This is a genomic window from Pseudomonas sp. NPDC089741, from assembly GCF_044748825.1.
GTDB lineage: Bacteria > Pseudomonadota > Gammaproteobacteria > Pseudomonadales > Pseudomonadaceae > Aquipseudomonas > Aquipseudomonas helmanticensis.
The window spans coordinates 393,936-413,326 of record NZ_JBIVGT010000001.1; the positions used below are offsets into that span (position 1 = coordinate 393,936).

8 protein-coding genes are annotated in these 19,391 nt (G+C 62.2%); 6 read left to right on the forward strand and 2 right to left on the reverse strand.

Annotated features, from left to right (window positions below; all coding sequences use genetic code 11):
• Window positions 1-17: 17 nt before the first annotated feature.
• Window positions 18-611: a hypothetical protein gene (locus ACIPZE_RS01795; RefSeq protein ID WP_400770836.1), complete on the forward strand. Its 594-nt coding sequence runs from the start codon at window positions 18-20 to the stop codon at window positions 609-611.
• On the opposite strand, the gene ACIPZE_RS01800 is transcribed toward ACIPZE_RS01795, so the two are convergent.
• Together ACIPZE_RS01800 and ACIPZE_RS01805 are read right to left on the reverse strand one after the other, a co-directional pair.
• Window positions 612-1,226 carry a hypothetical protein gene (locus tag ACIPZE_RS01800; RefSeq protein WP_400770839.1) on the reverse strand — a complete coding sequence of 205 codons (615 nt, stop codon included), beginning with the start codon at window positions 1,224-1,226 and terminating at the stop codon, window positions 612-614. It lies immediately after the preceding gene.
• 1 nt (window position 1,227) lies between these two features.
• On the reverse strand, window positions 1,228-2,025 hold the full coding sequence (locus tag ACIPZE_RS01805) for a DUF2092 domain-containing protein (RefSeq protein ID WP_400770842.1): 798 nt from the start codon (window positions 2,023-2,025) through the stop codon (window positions 1,228-1,230).
• Between the two features lie 263 nt (window positions 2,026-2,288).
• On the opposite strand from ACIPZE_RS01805, the gene ACIPZE_RS01810 reads away from it, so the two are divergent.
• Genes ACIPZE_RS01810 through ACIPZE_RS01830 form a run of 5 tightly spaced genes read left to right on the forward strand, consistent with a single transcriptional unit; the run spans window position 2,289 to window position 19,391 of the window.
• Window positions 2,289-13,616: a VCBS domain-containing protein gene (locus tag ACIPZE_RS01810; RefSeq protein ID WP_400770845.1), complete on the forward strand. Its 11,328-nt coding sequence runs from the start codon at window positions 2,289-2,291 to the stop codon at window positions 13,614-13,616.
• A gap of 43 nt (window positions 13,617-13,659) precedes the next feature.
• Window positions 13,660-15,198, forward strand: coding sequence for a TolC family protein (locus ACIPZE_RS01815; protein WP_129393830.1), 1,539 nt, complete (start codon window positions 13,660-13,662; stop codon window positions 15,196-15,198).
• Window positions 15,179-15,952, forward strand: coding sequence for an efflux RND transporter periplasmic adaptor subunit (locus tag ACIPZE_RS01820; RefSeq protein ID WP_400770848.1), 774 nt, complete (start codon window positions 15,179-15,181; stop codon window positions 15,950-15,952). The genes ACIPZE_RS01815 and ACIPZE_RS01820 overlap by 20 nt, the downstream gene beginning before the upstream one ends.
• A complete protein-coding gene (locus tag ACIPZE_RS01825) occupies window positions 15,949-17,295 on the forward strand; it encodes an efflux RND transporter periplasmic adaptor subunit (protein ID WP_400770851.1) in 1,347 nt (448 codons plus the stop codon). The genes ACIPZE_RS01820 and ACIPZE_RS01825 overlap by 4 nt, the downstream gene beginning before the upstream one ends.
• Window positions 17,295-19,391, forward strand: coding sequence for an HlyD family efflux transporter periplasmic adaptor subunit (locus tag ACIPZE_RS01830; protein WP_400770853.1), 2,097 nt, complete (start codon window positions 17,295-17,297; stop codon window positions 19,389-19,391). The genes ACIPZE_RS01825 and ACIPZE_RS01830 overlap by 1 nt, the downstream gene beginning before the upstream one ends.

Below are 19,391 nucleotides of genomic sequence, written 5' to 3' on the forward strand. Positions count from 1 at the left end.
TCACTCAAGGAGCCGTCATGTTCAAGTTCATCAAGACCACCGTCATCGGCGGGCTGTTATTCATCCTGCCGCTGATGCTGATTGTGGTGCTGATCGAAAAAGCCATCCACCTGCTGCGCGGGCCAGTCGAGAAGCTCTTGCCAATGTTCAAGGGCTTCGATGTCGCTGGCGTCACACTGGTGACGGTTGCCACCTTGCTGGGCCTGATCGTCCTGTGTTTTCTCGCCGGATTGCTCGCGCGCACCTCGGCGGCGGCACGGGCGCTGGAAGCCACCGAAAACAAGCTGCTGAGCAATCTGCCGGGCTACCAGCTGTTCAAGGACACCACCGCGCGTTTTGCCGGGTTGGAAAACGAGGATGGTTCGAAGGTCGGCATGATCGCCGAGGGCGAAGGCTTTCGCCTCTGCCTGATCGTCGAAAGCGTGGATGACTGGCTGACGATTTTCATGCCGGACGGTGGGCCGGCGGGCGGCACCGCCGGTGAAGTGCGGCTGGTGCCGGCCACCCATGTCATCGTCACCGAACTGTCGTGGCTGACCCTGGCCACCGGGTTGCGACGCGGCGGCCGTGGCATGCTCGCGCTGATGCAACCCTGGGTGCCGAAAGCCTGATCAAGGCGCGTTGACCACCACATACGTCACATCGCTGCCCTGATATTGCGGCTGGTACCAGGTCGAGCCGCATTGCATGTAGGCGACGTTGTAGCGGATTACCTGCACACAGCTGCTGGGCATTTGCGCCGGGGTCATGATCGAACCGACGACAGCGGCGGTAACCGCCACCGTTGCCGTCACCGCCGCCGCAGTCGCTATCGGGTGATAGTGATCGTCGTAACCATAGCGACCATGCCCGTCGACATCGATGTCGACGTCGCGATGGTTATCGATATTGACGTTGCGGTTGACGTTGCGATTGCTGTTGTTGACGTAGGTGCGGTTACCGACATTGTTGCCGGCATTTACGCGGTTGCCGGAATTGACCTGATTGCCGGCGTTTACCCGATTTCCCGCATTGGCACGGTTTCCGGCGTTGACGTGATTGGTTCGTTGCGGCGCATTGATGCGTTGTGCCCGCTGCGCGTTGGGCGCGGGTGCGCGGTTGACGTTGGCGCGGGCATGGCCTTGCGCGCGCTGCGGCCTGGCGTCGGCTTCGGCGATCAGCCCGGCAGTCAGGAAGGTGGCGGTGGCCAGCGATAACAGCAGACTCCACGACATCGACTTGTTCATGTCACTGCCCTCCCTGATCACTGGCTTTTTTCAACGCAATCGCGACATCGCCCTTGGCCGGTTTGAAGGTGAAGAGCGTGTCCGGGATGGTTGGCTTGAGGTTCCACTGATACACCGCGCTGTACTCGGGAAAACTCTTTTCGTCGGTGGTGGTGATCACCAGTTTGCACGGCAAGGGCTTGTCCGAACGGGTCAGCCACAACTGCCAGTCGATGCCGTCCTGACGGAACGCCAGATGGTCGCAAAGCTTGCCCTTGATGATCGACGGGCCGACATAGAGCGCAGCCTTCAAGGCATCGATCTGCGCCTGATCGCTGCCAAACAGAAACAGATCCTCCATCGGCACTTGCACACCGTAGAAGTTCTCGACCATATGCAGGGTTTCCGCGACATTGGCCGGCGCATCGACGGTGGTGTAGTACTTCAGGTATGGCGAGTACTGAGTGAGCTTCTTGCCGTTGTAGAAAAATTCGCGGGTGCGCACATCGCCTTCACTTTTCGCATACAGGCGATCGTGGCCAACCACTTTCAACGTATTGAACGACTCGGTCTTGATCTTCTGACCAGACTCCAGAACCGTGTCGCGCGACACTTCGGCATCGACCTGGAATTTCGCCAGGCTGCGCAGGTAATTGCCCATATCGATGAGTTTGTCGATCACTTGCGGATTGACCAGCGGCGTGTCGTCCGCCGCGCTGGTCGTGGGCTGCGCAGCCGCTGCGGGTGGGTCTTCGGCGTAGGCTCCCGGCGCGAGAACCAACGTGAACATCAGGCAGAAAACACTGACTGGGGCTTTCATCGGTTGCGCTCCTGTCCCTGCGTGGGCGTTGCGCCCGGACGGGCGACTGACTGACCAGCCTAGACGCCAGTGTTGCTGTGCGCCAATTCGTACAAATCCCCCGTCACAGTGATAGCCAAAGGCTGCTGCGCCGCGCGTCTCCAAGCATCTGAAACTGCGGCCCATTCGGTGGCAAACCGTAAGAAACGGCCTACGCTGAATTTGTCCGTCGCCTGGCGTCGGCACTCACCGGAAGGATTCTGCGCGCAGTACGAGGGCCGATCATGCAAGGTTCACGAGGTGGTTTTTCTGCGGCACATTTGCGCCCGCAGCGTCAGTCACTGGCACTGGAACCCAGAATTCTGTTCGACGGCGCCGCCGCTTCGGCGACTGTCGAGCAGCATCACAGTGACCCCGCCGCGCCGCCTGCTGCGGTCGAGGCACAAGTCCCTCACGCGACACCAACCGAAGGCCGCGCCGCCACCGAGCAGGCACCGTCGGCCGCGCGCAGCCTGCTGGTGATCGACAGTCGCATCGAAAACCGCGATCAACTCGTCGCGCAGTTGCCGGGCAATGTCACTGCGATTGTGGTGAATGTCGGCGAAGATGGCCTCGCGGCGATCTCTGCGGCGCTCGCGCAACTGGGCAAGGTCGATTCGATTCAGATCATGTCCCACGGCGCCGCCGGGCAATTCACCCTGGGCAATCGCACGGTCAGCTCGGACAACATCGACTCGCTGGGCAAAACCCTCGAACAATGGCGCAACAATCTCACCCAAGGCGCAGATATCCAGCTGTATGGCTGCGATGTCGGTGCCGGTGCGGCCGGGCAAACCCTGGTCAGCGAACTCGCGCGCTGGACCGGCGCCGATGTCGGCGCTTCGAGTAATGACACCGGCAGCAGCAAGGCCGGCGGCGACTGGACGCTGGAAACCAGGGTCGGCAACATCGACAAAGCCCTCGCCATCAGCAGCCTGGCAATGGAGCACTTCGACGGTCTATTGGCCGATGCCGCGCCTACCGCCAGTGTTTCCAGCGCTGGCAGCGACGTACTGCTGGGCGACCGTTTCACCTTTACCGTGAATTTCAGCAATACCTCGACGCAGGTCGGTTACGCGCCGTTCATCAACCTGGCGATGCCGGCGACCGGCAAGGATGGCAATGACGGCGTCAATTTCATTTCCGCCACCTACCTGGGGCAAAACCTGATCAGCCACGTGGTGACGTTCGATGCCAACGGCAACGCTACGCACCCGCTGGCGAAAGACGCCAACGGCAACTTCCTGATCATCAACGCCGCCACCTACGGCATGCGCGCTGGCGACAAACTGGTGGTCATCGAGTTGCCCTTCGCCAGCGTCACCAATCAGCAACCGGTGATTGGCGTGCAGATCACCGCCAGCCTGAGCAACCGGGCCGATACGGCGTTCTCCAATGGCACGCCTGACCTGACCATTCGCGCCAGTGGCGGCTTCGAGTTCGGCAATGATGCGCTGGACAACCCGACCAACGACCCAAGCCTGATTCAGGCCGGCACCGCAGCGTTTGTCGTGCACCCGACAGTGATTACGGTCAGCGAAACCATCAATACCCCCGAGGGAGAAACCGCTACCGGCCCCAACTATGTACGCACGCTGACCTTGTCGGCGACACCGGCACCCGGGCAGACGCTGACCAACGTGGTCATCACCCAGCCGCTGCCCGACAACATCCAGGTCAACGCAATCACTCCCGGCCCCGGCGGCCGGGTAACCTCGATCACCCTGCACGACGGCACCGTGGTCACCAATGCCGCACAAATCGCCGTATTGATTGCGGCCAACGACGTCTACATCAATTCGTTCACCGTCACCTACGACAGTCTTACCGGCAAGACCGATACCGTGGTCGCCTTCTACGTGCCGGAGGCAGACGCCAACGGTCAGCCGGTGATCAACCCATTGACCGGCGACGCGGTGACGGTCAGCCTCGGCGCGCCAACTGCTTCCGGGCAATGGGTGCCGCTCGATCCGCGCGACCTCACCGCACCCAATACCACCATCGATTTCAGCGGTACCGGACAAGGCACTCAGTTCATCGCCAAATCGATCACCCTGCTGAAAACCGCGACGATGCAGAACGACATCGGCCACACCGGTATCAGCCCCGGCGACACGTTGCAGTACACCCTCAATCTGGCGATTTCCGATTACTTTGCCTTCGGTAAGGATTTCTTCAACGAAGGCCAGCTGGTGATTCGCGATCAGCTCAGCGACGGCCAGACATTGAGCGGCACACCGACGCTCACCGTGACCATCAACGGCGTCGTGCAGACCATCACTCTGGTCACCAGCGTGGTCAACAATGCCGACGGCACGACTTCAATGGTGTTCGACATTGCGCAGTCGCTGCGTAACGCGTTCGGCAATATTCGTGGCTGGCTCAACGGCGATCTGGCCTTTGACGACACCTTGCAAGGCGCGGTGGTCGCGGTCCTCAGTTACTCAGCCATCGTCGGCCAGACCTACAAACCACCTTCGGGCAATCCGCAACCGGACATCAACGAAGGCGACGAACTGGGCAACACCGCGACGGTAGACGGAACGCTGCTGGTCGATCAGTTCAACCTCACCGGCGAGAGCGAAACCGACGGTTCCGCAACCACCAGTGTGATCCCCACCAGCAACGTCGATATCAGTCTGGTCGAGGTCAATAACGGCGCGCCACCGGGTAACGGCGAACTGCGCCCCGGCGATGAAGTGACCTTCGAACTGAGTTACGACCTGGTCACCGGCGACTACGAGCAATTCAAACTGACGGCTTATCTGCCGTTGCCGCTGTTCAATGTCACCGGGATTACCTGGGGTTCGGGCAGTGACATCGGCCAGTGGGAACTTGGCCCGGGCAATACCAACGCCGGCGGTGTGGTCAGTGTGATCAGCGCCAACGGCAACTCGGTGGTATTCGACTTCGGCAGTTTTGCCACCAATACCACCACCGGCAGTCGCATCGTCATTCGCTTCACCGTCAAAGTCGGCGATCAGCCGTTTGCCGATCAGCGCTCGCTGGACGTGCTCGCGCAATCGAGCCAGCAGACCACCCTCACCGACCGCACATTGATTTCTTCCGACGTGGTCGCGATCGTTTCCGTCGCCGAGCCGGTACTCAACATCAAACATGGCGTGGTCTCCGGCTCGAACGGCACGGTCACCGGCACCAGCGGTAGCTGGAACCCACCGGGCAGCACCGGCGTGCCGTTCAACGGCAGCGTCACCGATTTGTCTGCGGTCGATGGCAACATCAGCAACATCGACGGTGCCGACCGCTTGCGCCTGGTCACGGCGATCGAAAACAGCGGTGGCGGCGGCGCGTTTGACGTCAGCACCAGCATCACGCTGCCCTCGGGTTTGAGTTTTGTCGGCGGCAGTCTGGCGGCGGCCAATCTGCAGATTTATCGCGGTGACGGCACCTTGCTGGTGTTGGGGACTGATTACAGCGTTAGCGGCAACCAGATCAACTTCCTTGATGCGGGCGGTCAGGCCAGTCTGTTGGCCGGGCGCAGCGGCACGGCGGCCGATACCAGCGGCGCCAACGTCGTGGTGATCAGCTATGACGTGGTCGTCAGCGCCACCATCGAGGCCAGCCGCAGCCTGCAATCCACCGCGACCCTGAGCAACTACGCCAGCGTCAATGGCGGCACCGACTTCACCCCGACCGACCTCACCGATCTGGCTAACCAGCAAATTGCCGCCCCGGTGATCAGCAAAGTCTTCGCCGACGGCACGCTCGACGCCGGCGACTCCAGTGCCGCGCACACCACCGGCAGCGATCTGGTGATCGGCGAAAGCATGCGCTACGACATCGTCATCACCCTGCCCGAAGGCACCACGCAAAACCTGCGCATCGAAGACCTGATTCCACCGGGCATGCGTCTCGACACCAGTTTCAACGGTGGCCTCGGTTACCAGATCATCACCACCCGCGTCGGCAGTGGCGCACTCGGCGCCGATTTCGCCGGAAGCGTACTGGTCAGTGGTTTCACCGGGATTGGCGGCGCGTTGGGCGGCGATGGCGTGGACGGGCGCTGGACGTTCAGCGTTTCCAGCGTGTCGGCGGACAACCAGACCGGCAACAACACCTTCGTGATTCGCCTGCAACTGGTGGCCAACAACGTCATCGCCAACCAGGCTAACGTCTCACTGCAAAACAATGCGCAACTGATTTTCAGCGATCCGGACAGTGACACACCGAACGGCGCCGTCGCCGTGGATCGCACCGTCACCCTCTCGGGTGGCCAGCCGACCGTGACCGTGCGCGAACCGACCCTGCAGGTCAATCAGGTGATCACGTCCACCTCGGGCCTCGGCGGTTATGACCAGGGCGACACGGTGACTTTCAATATCACCATCACTAACGGCAATGGCAGCACCGATTTCAGTGCGTTCGACATCAGTTTCCTCGACACCCTGCCGACCCAACTCAGCAACGTCACGCTGGTCGGCGTGCTGTATCAGAACGGCGCCACCAACAATGGCGGGGTTGCCTTCGAAATCGTCGGCGGGCAGTTGCGCACCGCCAGCGGCGCCAATATCGACATCGCCAAGGGCGGCAGCATCGTTTTGCAACTGAGTGGCATCGTCAACGCCAGCGCCGCCGCACTATCAAACATCGCCAACGTCGCCAGCGTGCAATGGACCAGCCTCGACGACGGCAATGCCGGCGAGCGTACCGGCGTCGACGGCGTGCTCAATGGCGGCACGCTCAACGATTATCGCAACCTGTCGACCTTGCTGATTCCGGTGGCTCAGGCCATCGAAATTTCCCGTGTCGGTGGCCTGCCAGACACGGCGGCGCCCAACCCGACCACCGCAACCGTCGAACAAGTCACCGTCGGCGAAGTGATCCGCTACCGAGTGGTGGTGCTGGTGCCCGAGGGCAACAACCCCAACTATCAGATACAGATCACCCTGGCCAACGGCTTGCAGTTCATTTCGCCGGATGCACTGGTCAATGCCCTGCGCATTGCTTTCATCTCCAACGGCGGTCTGACCAGCGACGCCAACCTGATCGTCGGCGGCACGCTGGACATCGACGGCAACGAAAACAGCCCCGAAGCCCTGCCGATTACCTCCGACCTGTCCGGGCTGGCGCCACAAGGCATCTTCGACCCGAGCCGTTTGACCATCGTCACCAATCCCGACGGCAGCCAGGTAGTGACGTTCAACCTCGGTAACGTGGTTAACGGCAATGGCAACGACGATGACCTCGAAGGCATCTCCATCGAATTCAATGTGCGTGTCACCAACATCGCCGCCAACATCGCCGGCGCGCAACTGGCGGTGACTGCGCAGGAAGTCGTCAATGGCGCGGGGCGTGCGGTCAGTGACACGGTGTTCGAGCGCGTGGTCGAGCCAAGCTTCAGCGGCCTCGATAAGCAGATCATCAACTTCAACCCCAACCCGAGCGGCACCGTTGGCAACGCCACCGTGCAATTGAGTTTCACCCAGAACGGCGGACTGCCGGCGTTCGATGCGCGCGTCAGCGACGGCTTTGCTGGCGGCAGTAATTACACGTTGCTCAGCGTCAGCATCAACGGCGTGAGTTACGGCCCGGGCAATCTGCCGGCGGGCATCAGTTTCAGCACCAACGGCGGTTTGAGCGTCAATTTCGATCAACTGAATGTCGGCGCGCAGATTCAGGTGCGCTACTCGGTCGACCTGCCCAACTCGAGCATTGTCGCCAGCAGCAACGCGACACTGACCTGGAGCAGCCTGCCGGAAGACTTCACCAGTTGGGGCGGTAACAGCGTCGGCGTCGATGGCACCACCACCGGCGAGCGCGATGGCAGTGCCGTCGGCCCGAACCAGTACATCTTGCGCGACACCGCCGGGCTCGGCGTGATCACCGGCACCTTGTGGAACGACACCGCCACCCCGACTGCCAGCGCTACGCCGGATGGCGCCGGTCTGGCCGGACAAACCGTGACCCTGACCTGGGCCGGTGCCGACGGCCGCCTCGATACCACGGCCGACAACCTGCAATTCACCACCACCACGGATGCCAACGGCCAGTACCGCTTCGGCGTGTTGCCGCTGGGGGTGTTCCGTATCGACGTGCCGGCCGGGCTGGTCAGCTATCCGCAACCACTGGGTGATTTGCGCGTGCGCGTCGACAGCGATGCCGGCACCCTCGGCCAGATCACCATCACCTTGGGCGATGCCGACACGCAAAGCGCCAACGCCGGTTATGTCGAGCAGAACGACGCCCCGGTCAACACCCTCCCCGGCACGCAAAACGGCCTCGAAGACGTGGTGCTGAATATCGGCGGAATCAGCGTTACCGATATCGATGCCGACCGCGATCCGAACGTCAACGACCGGGCGATCAGCGTAATTCTCACGGTCACCCACGGCACACTGTTCCTCGGCGCGACCGTGCCCGGCGTCACCGTCAGCGGCGCCAACACCGCGAGCATGACCCTGACCGGCAACCTCGCCGACATCAACACCGCGCTGGCCAGCCTGCAATATCTGGGCAATGCCAACTTCAACGGCACCGACACCCTCACCGTGCTCAGCAATGACCGGGGCAACTACGGCGATGCCGACGGCGATGCCGACGGCGATGGGATTCCCGGCACCGCAGCCGATGCGCTGACCGACACCGACACCCTGCAAATCATCCTCGCCGCCGTTAATGACAACCCGGTCGGGGTCAACGACAGCGCCACGGCCGTTGAAGCCGGTGGCAACAACAATGGCTCGGCCGGTATCGACCCGCGCGGCAATGTGCTGAGCAACGACACCGACGTCGACATCGCCACCAACGCCGATCAACTGCACGTGGTGTCGGTCGGCCCGGGTGCCGGCATTCAGACGCCGGTGCTCGGCGTGACGGTAATCAATGGTCTTTACGGCCAATTGGTGATTGGCAGCAACGGTTCCTACCAATATGTCGTCGATAACAACAACGCCGCCGTGCAGGCCCTGCGCCTGTTAGGCCAGACCCTGCGCGACGACTTCAATTACGTGCTCGCTGACCTCGCCGGTGAAACCTCGACCGCTACATTGAGCGTGACCATTCAGGGCGCCAACGACACGCCGCAAGGCATCGACGACGACGGCGTGGCCATCGAGGCCGGCGGCGTCAACAACGGCACACCGGGCAGTGACGCCAGGGGCAACGTGTTGAGCAATGATCTGGACGTCGACAGCGCGGCCAACGGCGAAACCCGCACGGTGACCGGCATCCGCCCGGTAGCCGAGGCTGGCTCCGGCAATTTCACCGCCGTCAGCGGCGCCACGGCGATTGCCGGGCTCTATGGCACCTTGACCATCAACCCCGACGGCACTTACAGCTACGTGGTCAACAACAGCAACGCCACGGTTCAGCGCCTGAGTGCCGGGCAACAATTGGTCGAGTTCTTCAGCTATCGGCTGACCGATGCTGGCGGGCTGGACGATGTCGCGCAATTGCGCATCGTCATCCAGGGCGCCAACGACAACCCGGTGGCCAGCGACGACGCCGCCTCTGCGCAAGCCGCGTCAACCAACGGCACGGCTTCAGAAAGCAATCCGAGTGGCAACGTGATTCAGTTCCCCAGCCGTCCGGGGCCGATCACTCAACCGGGTGGCAACGGCGTCGATCAGGACGTCGATGCCAACGATCAGCCGAGCAGTCAGTTGCTGGTCAACGGCGTGATCAACAAAAGCGAAGCCACCTACAACCCGGCCGTCGACGTGCTCAGCGGCGTCGCCACCGGCACCACCTCAGCCAATGGAACCTTGGTTGCAGGCCTTTACGGCACCTTGCGCATCGGCGCCGATGGCTCGTTCTTCTATGACGTCGACAGTACCAATGCGGCGGTCCAGGCCTTGGCGCCAGGGCAGACATTGACCGAGTTCTTCACCTACCGCGTGACCGACACCACTGGCCTCACCGACACCGCGCAACTGGTGATTACCGTCCACGGCGTCAACGATCCACCCGTGGCGCAAAACGTCATCGCCGTCGCTACCGAAGCGGGCGGGATCAACAACCTGACGCCGGGCGTCAACCCTTCGGGCGATGTCACGGTCAACGACACCGATCCCGATGGCGACCCACTGACGGTGACGCTGATCAAGTCCGGCGCGAGCGCGGATCCAGGCACGCCCATCGCGGTCAATCTCGGCGGTACGGTGATTGCCGGGCTGTACGGCACGCTGACGATTTTCCCCGATGGCAGCTACGTCTACGAAGTCGACAACAGCAACCCCGACGTCCAGGCCCTGCGCCGTAGCGCCGATCTGCTCTCGGAACGTTTCACCTACACCGTCAGCGATGGCGTTGGCGCGACCCCGCAAACCGACACGGCGGAAATCATCGTGTTGATTCGCGGGCAGAACGACAACCCGATTGCCAATGATGATGCCGGTGTGGCCATCGAGGCCGGTGGCCTCAACAACAGCCAGCCCGGACAAGACCCGAGCGGCAACGTGCTGGATAACGACACTGATGTCGATGGCGGCGAAGTCCCCGGCGATCTGCCCAATCACGACTATGGCGAAACCCGCGCTGTGTCCTCGGTGCGCACCGGCCCAGAGGCAGGCACTGGCACGGCCGGCACATTGGGCACGGAACTGCGCGGCACTTATGGCTGGCTGACCCTGAACGCCGACGGCAGCTACAGCTATCGCCTCGACAACAGCATGGCGGCGGTGCAGGCCTTGCGCGCCGGTAACACGCTACTCGATGCGTTCAGCTACGAGGTCATCGACGCGGCCGGCGCCACTGATCGCGCGACGCTGAACATCAGTATTCAGGGGCGCAACGACACGCCAATCGCGCAGAACGACAGCAACACCGCTGTCGAGGCCGGTGGCCTGAACAACGCCACGCCGGGCAGCAATCCGAGCGGCAATGTGCTGAGCAATGACAGCGATGTCGATGGCAACGGTGAAGTGCTGAGTGTGATCGGCGTCAATCAAGGCTCTTCGGTCGGCCTGATCGGCAGCGCCTTCAATGGCACTTACGGTCGGTTGACCCTGAACGCCGATGGCAGCTACAGCTATCTGGTCGATAACCTCAACCCGCAGGTCCAGGCCTTGCGCACCAATGCCGACACCCTGACGGAAACCTTCACTTATCAGATCCGCGACCTGGCCGGCGCTACCAGTACCGCAACGCTGACCCTGACCATTCGCGGGGCCAACGACAATCCGCTGGCGAGTGATGACAGTGCCGTGGCCGTCGAGGCTGGCGGCACGTTCAACGGTACGCCGGGGGTCAATCCGAGCAGCAATGTGCTGACCAATGACAACGACGTCGACGCCAACGACGCGAAACTGGTGACCGGGATTCGCACGGGCAGCGAAGCGGCCGGCGGCGCCTTCACCAACGTTGTCGGCGCGCAAACCTTCAACGGTTTGTACGGCACGCTGACCCTCAACACCGATGGCACTTACAGTTATGTGATCAACAACAGCCTCGCCGCCGTGCAGGCGCTGAAAGTCGGCGATTCGCTGGTGGAAACCTTCACCTACCGCCTGCGCGATATCGCCGGGGCCATCGACACCGCACAACTGAGCATCCGCATTGACGGCGCCTGGGATACGCCGGTCGCCGCCAATGACACCGCGCTCGCCGTGGCCGATAACGGCAACGGCAACGGCGTCAACCCGAGCGGCAACGTGCTGACCAATGACACTGACGTCGACCAGGGTGACAGCAAAACCGTCACCGGCATCCGTTTCGGCACTGAAGACGCCGGCGGCAGCCTGACCGGGGTCACCGCAGGCACCGACAACAGCAATGGCACGCTGATCAACGGCCTCTATGGGCAATTGATCATCGGCGCCGACGGCAGCTTCACCTACAACCTCGACTCCAGTAATCCGACCGTACTGGCCCTCGGGCCGCTGCAATTTCTCAACGAGCGCTTCACCTATCAGGTCACTGACCGTGGCGGACAGAACGATCTGGCGGAAATCCACATCATCATTCGCGGCCGCAACTCGGCACCGGTGGCCAATACCGATACCGCGACAGCGGTTGAGGCTGGCGGCAGCAACAACAATCAACCCGGCATCAACCCCGGCGGCAATGTCCTGAGCAACGACACCGATGCCGAAAGTGATCCGCTGTCGGTGATCGGCATTCACACCGGCACCGTCACTGACATCGGCACGGTGGGCAGCGTCGGCACTCCACTGCGCGGGTTGTATGGTGACCTGCTGATCAACGCCGACGGCAGCTACAGCTACACCGTCGACAACAATCTGGCCGCCGTTCAAGCCTTGCGCCAGAGCGGTCAGACCCTCAACGAAGTGTTCAGCTACACCATCGTCGACCGCTGGGGCGACACCAGCACTGCCGAGCTGCGCATCACCGTCGATGGCCGCAACGATACGCCGGTTGCCGTCGATGACAGCGCCACGGCAGTCGAGGCCGGTGGCGTCAACAACGGCACGCCCGGCAGCAACGCCACTGGCAATGTGCTGGACAACGACACTGACGTCGACAGCGTGGCCAATGGCGAAAGCAAACAGGTGCAAAGCGTGAGCAATCAGGCCGGCCAGTCGACCGGCGCCGGGCAAGTGCTGATCGGGCTCTATGGGCAACTGACGCTGAACGCCGATGGCAGCTACACCTACGTCATCGACAACAACAATCCCGTGGTGCAGGCCTTGCGCACTGCCGGTGAAACCCTTAGCGAAACCTTTACCTACCGCATGGTCGATACTGCCGGCGCGACTGCGGATGCGCGCCTGACCGTGGTGATTCAGGGCGCCAACGACGCCCCGGTCGCGCAGAACGACAGCGGCTTTGCCAGCGATCAGGCGCCGGCGCCACAAACCACCGGCAACGTGCTGCCCAACGATGGCGATGTCGATCATAACGACAGTCTGGTGGTGGTCGGCATTCGCACCGGAGCTGAGGCTGATTCCGGAACGGCCGGGGTCATCGGTCAGCCCATCATTGGCCTGTACGGTACTTTGCTGCTGAACGCCGACGGCAGCTACACCTACACCATCGACCAGAACAACCCGGCAGTCCTTGCCGCCGCCGGTCTCGGCCAGATTCTGCGCGACGTGTTCACCTACACCATCAATGACCGTAACGGTGCCAGCGATCAGGCCGAACTGGCGATCACTCTCGACATCGCCACACCGTTTATTCCGGCGCCGGGCGGCGACAATTTCGAGCGTGACCCGAACACCCTCAATCGCAACTTCCTCATCCCCGATCCGCAACCAGCGATTTTCGTGACGCCGGTGGTTGAGCGTGCGGCCGAAATCTCCGAGCTGTCGGCGTGGGGCGTCGATGGCAGCAATCTGCGCCTGGCAGCCGTCGGTGAGTTCACCAGTGAATCGGTGGGCAATGGTCTGGGTCTGGTGCCAGGGCAATTCGTCTCACAAGCCGTGCGCAGCAGCCGTCTGGAAAGTGAACTGGATCAGTTGTGGATTCAGGGGCGTCAGGGCCGTACCGGTTTGAGCGCCGATGGCTTGTTGAGCGATCCGTCGCTGTTCACGTTGAACCCGGTAGACCTGACGCACAGTCCGGCCCATGTTGAAAAACAACAGGAAAAACCGCGAGCCAAGGGTTTCAGCGCGCAATTGCGCGATGCAGCGCAACGGCGCGCGCCGCGATAAAGCGCTCGAACAGAACCAATTCCAAGAATACAAAGGAATGAACATGCGTATACATGCGACCCGGCTTCTCAGTACCGCCATCGCTTCTGCACTGTTGCTCAGTGCTTGCTCGTCAACGGAACCGAAACCTTCGACCGACGAAGAAAACCGCCAACGCATCATCGCTGACCAGTCACGCATGTATTCCGGCCAGGAGCCGGTCACCGCGCCGATCACCTTTTACGAAGCCGCCGCGCGGGCGCTGAAGTACAACCTCGACTACCGCCTGAAACTGATGGAAAGCGCGCTGGCCTCGGACCTGCGCGACGTCTCCAGCCACGAGATGCTCCCGCGTCTGGTGGCCTCGGCCGGTTACGCCGGGCGCGACAACGATTCCGGCGGCACCTCGATCGGCATCGAAGACCGCCAGGTCAGCTTGCGTCCGTCGACCTCGGAAGAACGCTATCGCGAAGTCTACGGTCTGGGCCTGAGCTGGAGCCTGCTGGATTTCGGCGTGGCGTATTACCGCACCCAGCAAAAATCCGATCAGATCCTGATGGCCGAAGAGCGTCGGCGCAAAGTCGCGCAGAACGTCTTGCAGGACGTGCGCAATGCCTACTGGCGGGCACTCGGCGCGCAGCGTCTGATGCCGGAAGTCGACAAGTTGCTGATGCGCACCCACACCGCCTTGACCTCCGCCCGCGAGGCGGAAACCCGTGGCCTGCTGCCGCGTCAGGAGATCCTTGCCTATCAGCGCGCCCTCCTCGACTCGATCTACCTGTTGACCGTGCGCCGTCAGGATCTGGAGTTCGCCCAGGCCGAACTGTCGGCGCTGATGTCGCTGCCGCCGGGCTCGAAAATGATCCTCGCCGACGCGCCCGACCCGGCACTGCCGGAAGTGCGCCAAAGCATGGCGCGGCTGGAACAGCTGTCGCTGGAGAACCGCCCGGAAATCATGGAAGAGTGGTACCGCAAACGCGTCAATCAAAAGGATCTGGAGATCGCCAAGGCGCAGCTGTGGCCGAACGTCAGCGTCGATTTCGGCTACAAATACGACTCCAACAAATACCTCTACAACAACGACTGGATGAGCACCGGCCTGCAAGTGTCGATGAACCTCATTCGTCTGCTGCAATTGCCGTCGTTGAACGCGGCGGAAAAATCCCAGAGCGAAACCGACGACACCCGTCGCGTGGCGCTGTCGATGGCGATTCTCACGCAAGTGCGAGTCGGCACCCTGCGCTATCAATTGGCGCGTCAGGAGGTGGAATTCGCCGAGGACAGCCTGCGCGTCGATCGCAGTCTGCTCGACTATGCCCAGGCGGCGAAGACCGGCGCGTTAGGCTCGGAACTGGAAGTGATCCGCTCCGAAGGCCGTTATCTGCTCTCGCGTTATCAGCGCGAGGCGGCGTTCTCCAGTGCTCAGGCCGCGTGGGGGCGGATGTACAACTCGGTGGGCCTCGACGTGCTGCCCAAGGAAATCTCGCAACACGACATCAAGACCCTGGCCCGGGAAATCCAGCGCACCTTGAACGAACAAGAACAACAACGTCTGCTCGCCGCCACTTCGCAAGGAACGCCGAATGCGCAAAATCGCCCTTGAGTCTCGTATCGGGGCTCTGCTGTTGGCCAGTCTGATCCTGTCCGTCCACGCTGAAGACAACCCGCAAGCCCCAGCGCTGGAAAGTGCCAGTGCGATTCGCGTGCTGCTCGCCGCCGAACTGGAAACCACGCTCTCCAGCCAGATGGCCGGCACCCTCGGTGAACTGAAAGCCGGGTTCGGCGAACAGGTCGGCAAGTCCGAACTGCTCGCTCGCTTCAACTGCAACGAAGCCGAAGCACGCTCAAAAGTCGCGGCGGCGGAACTGGCCATGGCCAAACAGAACCTGCAAGCCAAACAGCAGCTGCGTCAGCTCAATGCGGTCGGTGATATCGAAGTGTCGATGGCCAACACCGAAGTGCAAAAGGCTGATGGCGCACGGGCGATGGGCGCGGCGCAGAGCAGTTATTGTCAGGTTCTCGCGCCGTTTTCCGGGCGGGTGGCCAAGGTTTACGTCAAGCCTTATCAAACCGTGACCGCCGGTACGCCGCTGTTCGATCTGGTCAGCGACGGCGCGCTGAAAGTACGTTTGAACGTGCCGTCCAACTTGCTCAAGGACCTCAAGCCGGGGCTGCCGCTGCAAGTCAGCATCCATGAAACCGGCAAGACCTATCCGGCCCATGTCAGCGGCATCAACTCGCGGGTCGATGCGGTGGCGCAAACCGTTGAACTGGAAGCCCGTCTCGACAACAAATACCCCGACCTGATGGCGGGCATGAGCGGCACGGCGCAGTTCGATCAAGACGCGCGCCCATGACCATGAACGAGCAATTGCCCCACCCGCACCTGCTGCTGGAACTTGACGCGCTGCGCGATAAAGCCCTGGCCGCCGACTCGCTGAATGCCCTGGCGTTCAGCATGGCCAACGACTTGTACCCGCTGCTGCAGTTTCATCAGGCACTGGTGTTTGCCCAGCGTGAAAATTCGCTGGAGCTGTTGAATGTCTCGGGCCTGTCGCGGCCCAGCGAAGACTCGCCCTATCTGGTGTGGCTGCGCCGGGCCAGTCGTTGGGTCGCGGCGCAGGTGCCCGGCGACGAGCCCGTATGGTTGGCGCAGGACAACGCCGAGCCGCCGGCAGACATCGCCGAAGGCTGGAACGAATGGTGGCCGTCAGGGCTGTGGTGCGTGCCGGTGCAGGATCGTGACAATCAACGCCTCGGCGTGCTGATCATCTTGCTTGAGCAGGAACCGCCCGCCGTGTTGTGGCCGCACCTGAAAGGGCTGGTCGGCACGTGGGCGTATTGCTGGTCGGCGCTGACCCGGCGCAAGCGCTTCAGTCGTTGGCGGCCGAATCGCAAACAACTGCTGCTCGTGACGCTCGTGATCGCTGCCCTGCTGTTGTTGCCCGTGCGGCAAACCGCGCTGGCACCCACCGAGATTGTCTCGCGGCAGGCGCAGATCATCAGTTCGCCCATCGATGGTGTGATCGAAAAGATCCAGGTTCGTCCCAATCAGCCGGTGGACGCCGGCACACCGCTGTTCTCGCTGGACGAAACCACCCTGCGCAGCCGCGCCGAAGTGCTCGGCAAGGAAGTCGCGGTGGCCGATGCCGAACTGCAAGCGGCCAGCCAGCGCGCCTTCGACAACCCGCAGAGCAAGAGCGAGCTGACCTTGCTCGCCGGCCGTTCACAACAACGTCGCGCGGAACTGGCGGCGGTGCAGGCGCAGCTCAAGCGTACGCAAGTGTTGTCCCCGCGCGGCGGCGTTGCGGTGTTCAGCGACCCCAACGATTGGCTGGGCAAACCAGTGGTGACGGGTGAACGCATCATGCAAGTGGCCGATCCGACGCAACCGGCCATGCTGATTCAACTGGCGGTGGCCGATGCCATCGCGCTGGAAACGGGCGCCGAAGTCACCCTGTTCCTCACTGCGTATCCGCTGGCACCGCTGAAGGGCAAGATCCTCGAAACCAGTTATCAGGCGCGGCCGAGCGATGAAGGTGTGGTCGCCTATCGCTTGCTCGCCAGTATCGACGGTGTGCCGGAACATGCGCGTCTTGGCCTGCACGGCACGGCGAAGATTTACGGCGGGCGAGTGATGCTCGGCTATTACCTGCTGCGCCGGCCGCTGGCGACGCTGCGTGCGTGGAGCGGTTGGTGATGCTCGATCCGGCCGATCTGCCCGTACCACCCTTGCGCGAAGACTTGCGCCTGAGCGAAGCGGCGCACGGCAGCGACGGTGAGCCGGCATGGGTGATTCAGGACACGGTAATCAACCGTTTCTACCGCATCGGCTGGCTGGAATTCGAATGCCTGCTGCGCTGGGGGCAATCGCCGCGCACCATCAGCGAGCAGATTGCCGAGGGCACCGCGCTGAAACCGGACGTCGAGCAGGTCCTCGATTTTCGTCAGTTTCTCGAGCAGCATCAGTTGCTGCGCGCAGGCCCCGCAGCACTTGAGCGACTCAAGAGCAAAAGCGAGGAAGGCAGTTGGCTGACCTGGCGCTGGTGGCTGCACCACTACCTGTTTTTCCGCATTCCACTGCTGCGCCCACAACAACCTTTGCAGTATCTGGCGCGGGCGCTGAGTTGGCTGTTTCATCCGCTGACCGGGATTATCGTGCTGAGCCTGAGCCTGCTCGGGATCATTCTGGTGTTGCAACAGTGGGACGTGTTCACCAGCGCGGTGGTCGAGTCGTTTTCCACCGAAGGCCTGTTCAGTTTTGCCTTGGCGCTGATCGTCGCAAAAACCCTGCATGAACTCGGGCACGCCTTGGTCGCCACCCGCCTGGGTTTGCGCGTCGGGCACATGGGCATTGCCTTTGTGGTGATGTGGCCAATGCTCTACACCGACACAGGCGAGAGCTGGAAGCTCAGTCGCTCGCGGCAACGGCTGGCGATTGCATCGGCCGGGATTGTCACCGAGTTGTCGCTGGCCGGGCTGTCGACATTGGGCTGGGCGGTGTGCGATCCGGGTGCGTTGCGCAACGCTCTGCTGTATCTGGCGACCACCAGTTGGCTGCTGTCGCTGGCCCTGAATGCCAGCCCCTTCATGCGTTTCGACGGTTATTTCATTCTGTCCGACCTGCTGGACTTCCCTAACCTGCACGAACGCGCCTCGGCGCTGGCGCGGGTGACGTTGCGGCGCAATCTGTTGGGTTTGCGCGAAGACTGGCCGGAGACGTTCCCGACCGGACAACGGCGTTTGCTGGTGACTTTCGCAATCATCACCTGGGTTTACCGCTTGGTACTGTTTCTGGGGATCGCGCTGGCGGTCTATCTGTTCTTCTTCAAGGTCTTGGGGATTTTCCTGTTCATGGTCGAACTGTCGTGGTTTATCGCCCTGCCCGTGATGCGCGAACTGGGCCACTGGTGGAAAAACCGCGCGGCCATTGCGAGCCGCCGCAAAGTCGCGTTCTACGCTGTATTGCTGGCGATCCTCGTCGCTCTGGCGATCCCGTGGCGCACGCAGATCGATGCGGTCGGCGTGGCCCGCGCCGAGCACCAGTTACGCGTGTATGCGCCCTACCCGGCTCGGCTGCAATCGATTCACCCGGATGGCCCGGTCAAGGCCGGCGAGACGTTGATCACCCTCGATGAGCCGGACATCGCTGCACGCCTGCACACCAGCGAAGCCAGCGCGCGCAGCTACGAGGCACGGTTGTCCGGGTTGATCGCCGATCCGGGCGGCCTGGCTGAAGATGCGGTGACTCGCCAGCGCCTCAACGTGCAATTCGAAGAAGCCCGCGCCGCCCGTTCGGAAATCGCCCGGTTGAACCTGCAAACGCCATTCGCGGGGATCTGGCTGGACGTCAATCCGGACTGGAAACCCGGACAATGGGTCGGTCGCCAGGAATCGCTGGGCATGCTGATCGATCCGCGCAGTTGGCAAGTCGATGCGTATGTCGGGCAGGAGCAAGTGCATCGCTTGGCCACCGGCGATCGCGTGCGCTTCTACCCGGACGGCCAGACCACGCCGTTGTCCGGCCGGGTTGCACAGATCGGCAGCACCCGTGCCAGTCAGTTGTCGCATCGCATGCTGTCGTCACGTTTTGGTGGGCCGGTACCGACAACCAACGCTGAGCATTCGCTGATTCCGAGCAGTGCGTTATTTCAGGTGTTGATTCAGTTGGACGAGCCACTGCCGAGCCTGCGCGAGACCCGTGGGCATATGAAGATCGAAGGTGAACGACGAAGTTTGCTGGGCGATGGCGCAACACACGTCCTCGCCGTACTGATGCGCGAAAGCGGTTTTTGA

Bases quoted from the DNA above. Each gene is read 5' to 3' on its own strand.
- ACIPZE_RS01815 (WP_129393830.1), top strand. From the start codon at position 13,660: ATGCGTATACATGCGACCCGGCTTCTCAGTACCGCCATCGCTTCTGCA.
- ACIPZE_RS01805 (WP_400770842.1), bottom strand. From the start codon at position 2,025: ATGAAAGCCCCAGTCAGTGTTTTCTGCCTGATGTTCACGTTGGTTCTC.
- ACIPZE_RS01830 (WP_400770853.1), top strand. From the start codon at position 17,295: ATGCTCGATCCGGCCGATCTGCCCGTACCACCCTTGCGCGAAGACTTG.
- ACIPZE_RS01820 (WP_400770848.1), top strand. From the start codon at position 15,179: ATGCGCAAAATCGCCCTTGAGTCTCGTATCGGGGCTCTGCTGTTGGCC.
- ACIPZE_RS01810 (WP_400770845.1), top strand. From the start codon at position 2,289: ATGCAAGGTTCACGAGGTGGTTTTTCTGCGGCACATTTGCGCCCGCAG.
- ACIPZE_RS01800 (WP_400770839.1), bottom strand. From the start codon at position 1,226: ATGAACAAGTCGATGTCGTGGAGTCTGCTGTTATCGCTGGCCACCGCC.
- ACIPZE_RS01795 (WP_400770836.1), top strand. From the start codon at position 18: ATGTTCAAGTTCATCAAGACCACCGTCATCGGCGGGCTGTTATTCATC.
- ACIPZE_RS01825 (WP_400770851.1), top strand. From the start codon at position 15,949: ATGACCATGAACGAGCAATTGCCCCACCCGCACCTGCTGCTGGAACTT.